Source organism: Occallatibacter sp. (assembly GCF_049802275.1).
Lineage (GTDB): Bacteria > Acidobacteriota > Terriglobia > Terriglobales > Acidobacteriaceae > Telmatobacter.
Map to the genome: position 1 here is coordinate 1 of NZ_JBARMD010000675.1, position 6,104 is coordinate 6,104.

General features: G+C 57.7%; 4 protein-coding genes. 3 read left to right on the plus strand and 1 reads right to left on the minus strand.

The features are described from left to right. Nucleotides 1–1,280 (plus strand): FtsX-like permease family protein (locus tag WA354_RS22755; RefSeq protein ID WP_472815315.1); only part of this gene is annotated, 1,280 nt, incomplete at its 5' end. A gap of 179 nt (nucleotides 1,281–1,459) precedes the next feature. Here WA354_RS22755 and WA354_RS22760 read toward each other — a convergent pair. Continuing rightward, nucleotides 1,460–1,981, minus strand: a complete 522-nt coding sequence (locus WA354_RS22760; RefSeq protein WP_472815316.1) for a Dps family protein — start codon at nucleotides 1,979–1,981, stop codon at nucleotides 1,460–1,462. 155 nt (nucleotides 1,982–2,136) lie between these two features. Between WA354_RS22760 and WA354_RS22765 the strand changes: the two genes are divergently transcribed. Continuing rightward, on the plus strand, nucleotides 2,137–3,513 hold the full coding sequence (locus WA354_RS22765; protein ID WP_472815317.1) for an FAD-containing oxidoreductase: 1,377 nt from the start codon (nucleotides 2,137–2,139) through the stop codon (nucleotides 3,511–3,513). Between the two features lie 489 nt (nucleotides 3,514–4,002). After that, a partial coding sequence (locus tag WA354_RS22770; RefSeq protein WP_472815318.1) for a choice-of-anchor D domain-containing protein occupies nucleotides 4,003–6,104 on the plus strand: 2,102 nt, incomplete at its 3' end.

A 6,104-nucleotide genomic window follows, 5' to 3' on the forward strand; every position in this document is an offset into this window, starting at 1 on the left:
TTCTGGCGTATGTTCCGCGGTTGCCCTCACCGAATGGGGCGCAGGGGGGCCTTTCGGCGCGGGGAGTGCGCGCGGCGGGTGGAAGCAGCCGTCGTCTGCGCATCTTTGCTGTCACGCAAATCACGGCGTCGTTTCTGCTGCTGGCCGGTGCCTGCGTGCTGATGAAGACTCTGTTCGTGCTGGAAGAGACGCGGCCGCCCTTTGATTCCGCGAATGTGCTGGCTGTCAATCTTCCGGTGCTGTCGTACGGCAAGACGCCGGAGCAGGTAAGCGAGTTCTATCGCGAAGTGCTTCGCCGTGTCGGAGCACTACCTGGGGTGGAGCATGTGTCTTCGGGCTTCAGTGCGCCGTGGCGAGACGATCAGGGCCTGAACATTGCCTTTACATTTGCTGCGCAGGGTGCAAGGCGCAACGACGGGCAGGATTATCGCGCGAAGTTCCGCAGCGTCTCACCGGGATTCTTTGACACCTTTGGCTTGCCGATTGCGGGCCGCGACTTCAACGATGGAGACAAGGAAGGCTCGGAGCGCGTGGTGATCATCAGCCAGAGCCTGGCCAATCTGCTCTATCCCGGACAGAACCCGCTGAACCGTAAGCTGTGGTGGACTGACGGCGTGATGAAATTCATCGGCATCAGCACCGAACCGCGGCGCATCATCGCCGTGGTGCCAGATTTTGACGACGAGAACATCGTTCCGTCTCCGGCGATGACGGTGTACCAGCCTGTACAGCAGGAAGGATGGAATGGCCGGCTCTTTGTGCGCGCGCATTCTGATCCTTACGCACTTGTACCGGCCATCAGCCGCACCATTCATGAGATGTCGACGGACCAGCCGGTGGAGAAGGCAAGCACGCTGGGCGATGTTCGCGCAGAAGTGCTGACTCCCGATAAGCTCAATGCCATCGTGTTTGGTGGATTCGCGGCGGTGGCGCTGCTGATTTCAGTTGTGGGTGTGGCCGGTGTGCTGGCCTTCTCGGTCAGCAGCCGCACGCGCGAATTCGGCATTCGCATGGCACTGGGCGCACAGCGGCACAACATTCTTGCCAATGTCCTAGTGGAAGGACTGGTGATGGCTATGATCGGGGTGAGCGCGGGCGTGGTGCTTGGGTTCGGGCTCGCGATCATTGCAGGGAAGTACGTCACGGAACTCCATCAGCCGGGCGCGCTGGCATTCGTGGCATCGGCTTTTACGATATTGGCTGCGGCGGTGATTGCTGCTGCGGTACCAGCGGCGCGCGCTGCCAATGTGAACGCGGTCGAGGCGCTGCGAGCAGAATAGAAGGATGTCCCCCGATCACAAACTGCAAGCAGCGGGAAACCGGGATGGTTGTCCCGCTGATTGCTTATCAACGGCCAGGAACGGGATTTGGCGATCCGGTCTTACACTTCAAGCCCGGTGCGTGTACGGCTGATGCGAAATGCGGCCGATTCAGGCTGCCTTTGCGAATACGGTCTTGCCTAGCGGGAATTCCGGGTTGCTTCAAACAGGAACCAACTGCGGCGCTGGGCCTGGTCAATCCAGTTCTCAAGCAGACTCGCTGTGGCTACGTCTTCGGCATCATCGCAGAGCGAGTGTGCTTCGCGCATGCTGAGGACCAGGGCTTTCTCGTCCTCATGCAGTTCGCCGAGCATGTCCTCGGGAGTCACGTAGTCGGCGTCGTTGTCGGCAATCCGTTGCAGCCGGGCAATGTGGCCGATGGAACGAATAGTGGTGCCGCCGATCTTGCGGACACGTTCCGCGATGTCGTCGGTCATGGCAAACAACTGGTCTCCGTGTTCATCGAGCAGCAGATGATAATCGCGGAAGTGCGGACCGCTCATATGCCAATGGAAGTTCTTGGTCTTGAGATAGAGGCTGAACACATCTGCGAGCAGAGCGTTCAGGGCGCCGGAGATTTCCTTAACGGCTTTCGGTTCAATATCGGAAGGGTTAGCCAAGGGAGCCTTCTGGCGCTCCACAAGCTCAGTTCTTGATGGCATTGAGATTCTCCTTCTGGCTTTCAGATGAGGAAGGCCTGGCGGAGGTTTCAGAAGTAAAAGCTGCAGTTTTCAACATTCCCACATCCTAATGAAGCTAGGATGGACCCGAACCGGAATTGCTCAGGGTGTCGTCCGCGGTTCTGGGGGAGGTTTCGATGACGCAGCAATTTGACGCATTGATTGTTGGCGGCGGGCAAGCGGGGCCGTCCCTTGCTGTTCGTCTCGCAAAAGCCGGACGGAAGGTGGCGCTGGTGGAGCGGCATCTGCTTGGCGGAACTTGTGTGAACACGGGATGTACCCCTACCAAGGCCCTGGTCGCCAGTGCTCATGCAGCCCATATTGCCAGGCGCGGTGCGGATTTCGGGGTCAAAACAGGGCCTGTGACAGTGGATATGCACGCCGTGAAAGCTCGCATGGATGCGATTGTTACAAAGTCGCGAACCGGTTTGGAGAAGTGGTTGCAAAGCACGCCAAACTGCACCGTGGTCCGAGGGCAAGCCCAATTTACCGGACCGCACGCGATGCAAGTAGGAGATGAGGTTTTGAAGGCCGAGCAGATATTTCTCAATGTTGGTGCACGTCCGGCGATTCCGGCGATGCCGGGCTTAGACTCCGTTCCGTTCCTGACGAGCACGGGCATTCTAGCGCTGGAGGAACTGCCGCAGCACCTGGTTGTGGTCGGTGGAGGGTATGTCGGGTTGGAGTTTGCTCAAATCTTTCGGCGCTATGGCAGCGAGGTCACAGTGATCGAAAAGCAGTCGAGGCTTGCGAGCCACGAAGACGAGGATACCTCGGCGGCAATCCGCGAAATATTCACAGGCGAGGGAATCAACCTTCAAGTCAATGCCAATTGCATTCACCTCGAGCAGCGTGACGACGGCGTGTCGGTTGGCGTTGAGTGCAATGAGGGCGCTCCCCACGTTGAGGGGTCGCATGTGCTGTTGGCGGTGGGTCGCGTGCCGAATACTGCGGATTTGAATCTTGCCGCCGCGGGGGTGGAGGCGAACGATAAGGGGTTCATTCGAGTGAATGACGAGTTGCAAACCACCACGCCCGGCGTGTACGCGCTTGGGGATTGCAATGGGCACGGCGCCTTTACGCACACCTCCTACAACGACTACGAGATTGTTGCGGATAACTTGCTGAACGGAGCCGCGCGTAAGGTGAGCGATCGGATTTCGACATACGCGATCTACATTGATCCGCCGGTGGCGCGAGCCGGTATGTCAGAAGCCGAGGTCCGCAAGAGTGGAAAGCCCGCGCTCATGGGGGTGCGCCCCATGACGCGTGTAAGCCGGGCAATCGAGAAGAGCGAGACCGACGGCTTTATGAAGGTGCTGGTTGACGCCGAAACCAAGCGGATTCTCGGAGCGACGGTCTTCGGTGTCGGCGGGGATGAAGCGATCCACTGCATCTTGACCGCGATGTACGCGCGTCAGCCTGCATCGCTGCTCACGCACTCGGTGCATATTCATCCGACGGTGGCGGAACTGATACCGACCGTGTTCGGGGAATTGAAGCCATTGACCTAGTGGGGCGGATGGCCTCACATAACAATGCCGATGCCTTTATCGCCAGGAAGAACATCGGCTAAGTTGCCTGACTATAGGTATTTGCGGCATCCAGGGGAGTTGTAGAGTTTCGTCAAGAGAAAGATTAGGGTTCCTTAACTGTCACAAAAGTAACCATTAAATAACACGTTAGTGACCAAAATCACATTACCATTTTGTCGTTTTGGCCGATTCTGCCACTAGGCCGACGCTGAGCAAAGGGCGCTCTGGTGGTTCTGTAAGGCTGCCATCCCAGAAGCAAAGTGCGGCACTGCTCGTGCTGAGGTGGCGCCATTGTTCTGCTTACTTAAAGCTTTTAATAACAATAATATATCTATTCCTTCACTTGTTGGTTTTTCAAAACGTCCGCGCAGAATCACGCATTTTGCTTTCGTTGGTGCACTTGCCATTTGTGTGGGTCTATGCGGGTGCGGGGGCGCGGTTACCCACTATGTTCAAGCCGGCGATCTGATGCTTTCCGCCACGAGTATTTCGTTTGGGGATGTCCCCGTAGGCCAGACTGTCAGTAGCGCGATCTCGCTCGTAAATCAAGGCGCAGCAGATATAGAAGTTTCGCAGCTCGAAGTATCCGGCGGGCCCTTTACGGTTGACAGCCAAATTGCACTGCCCGTCCGCGTTCCGAGCGGCGGCACAGTGAGCGTGAATCTTAAGTTCGATCCCTCTTCAACGGGATCCTCAGACGGCCAATTGACGGTGGCGACTAATTCGACTGCGCCCACTGCGATGGTGCGCCTGCATGGGAACGGCACTAGCGCACTGGCCTCTCTTTCGTGCAGCAGCGCTTCAATGACAGGCGCGGGAACCGATGCCTGCACCGTGACCTTAAGGTCGGCTGCTCCCAGTGGAGGCCAGGTCGTAAACCTGGTGAGCAACAATGCCGCGGTTAGCGTCCCATCCACTGTGACGGTTCCCGCCAAAATGACTACGGCAGGATTTACTGCCACTGTCCAGCCGGTGAGTTCCGCTCAGACAGCAGGCCTGGCCGCATCCGTCGCAAAAAACAGCGTGACTTTTTCGATTGCTTTGAATGCTGTTCAATCCACTCTGAGTGTCAGCAACGCGACCCTGAATTTTGGTGCTGTCGCGGTTGGAACAGCGGTGACGCAATCTCTGACATTGGCTTCCACCGGGAATGCGGCCGTCACGGTTAACTCAGGCAGCGCATCGGGAGCGGGCTTCACTCTGATCGGCGCCAGCTTCCCCATGACTCTGAACCCCGGGCAGAGCGCCTCTCTTGCAGTGCAATTCAATCCAACTGCGGCGGCCACTTCGTCTGGCCAGGTAGTCATTTCCAGCAATTCATCCACGGGAAGCACAACGATGGTTGGACTGAGTGGAACCGGAAGCTCGGTTCTCTCCGCTCTTTCGTGCGGCACAGCGAGCTATGCCGGAGCAGGGTCAGATGCGTGCACAGTGAGTCTCAATGCCGCTGCACCCGCGGGTGGATTGTCGATCAGCCTTTCGAGCAACCAGGCAGCCGTAACTGTGCCTTCTTCAGTGACAGTGCCGGCTGGATCAACAAGCGCAGGCTTCACGGCCGCGGTTTCGTCTGTCTCCACATCTGAAGCTGTGGCGTTGACGGCGACACTTGGGAATGCCGCGCAGGCTTTTCACATTCAACTCAACGCTTCGACTCCAACCCTGAGCGTCAGCACGGCCGCCGTAGCATTCGGTAATGTGATTGTCGGTCAGACGGGCACTCAGTCCGTGACGCTGTCTTCGATGGGAACCGCGCCAGTCACAATCTCTTCCATCTCGGTTGCGGGATCGCTCTTCAACGCCACCGGAGTAACCACTCCCTTCACGCTGAATCCTGGACAGACCGCTAGATTGACTGCGACTTTCAGTCCTCAAATAGCAGAACCCTACAACTACACGGGCGTGATCACCATCGCCAGCAACTCTTCCACCAATCCCAGCGCGGTTATTAACATGAACGGAGCCGGGATCGCAGCCTCGACGCTTAGCGCGATTTCCTGCGGCACGGCGAGCTACACGGGCGCAGGAACAGACGCCTGCACGCTTAGCCTGACCGGCCCAGCTCCAAGCGGAGGATTGGCAATTGCGCTGTCGAGCAACAATTCGTCCGTCACGGTTCCGGCATCTGTTCCCGTGCCGGGCGGCGCAACCAGCGCTGGTTTCTCAGCGACCGTTTCTTCAGTGACTTCAGCTCAGTCAGTGGCTCTTACCGCGAGCTCCGGTACGGCGACACAGAGCTTCGCAATTCAGCTCAACGCATCGACATCGACTCTAAGTGTCAGCACGACAACCATCCCATTCGGTAATGTGATTGTGGGGCAGACAGGCACTCAATCCGTGACCCTGTCTTCGACGGGGACGGCGCCAGTCACGATCTCGTCGATTTCAGTTGTTGGATCGTTGTTCAACGCTACTGGAGTAACCGCTCCATTCACGCTGAACCCTGGACAGACTGCTAAATTGACAGCGACGTTCAGTCCTCAGATACCAGAACCGTACAACTACACTGGGGTGGTTACGATTGCCAGCAACTCTTCCACCAATCCCAGCGCGGTCATCAACATGAACGGAGC

Bases quoted from the DNA above. Each gene is read 5' to 3' on its own strand.
- WA354_RS22760 (WP_472815316.1), bottom strand. From the start codon at position 1,981: ATGCCATCAAGAACTGAGCTTGTGGAGCGCCAGAAGGCTCCCTTGGCT.
- WA354_RS22765 (WP_472815317.1), top strand. From the start codon at position 2,137: ATGACGCAGCAATTTGACGCATTGATTGTTGGCGGCGGGCAAGCGGGG.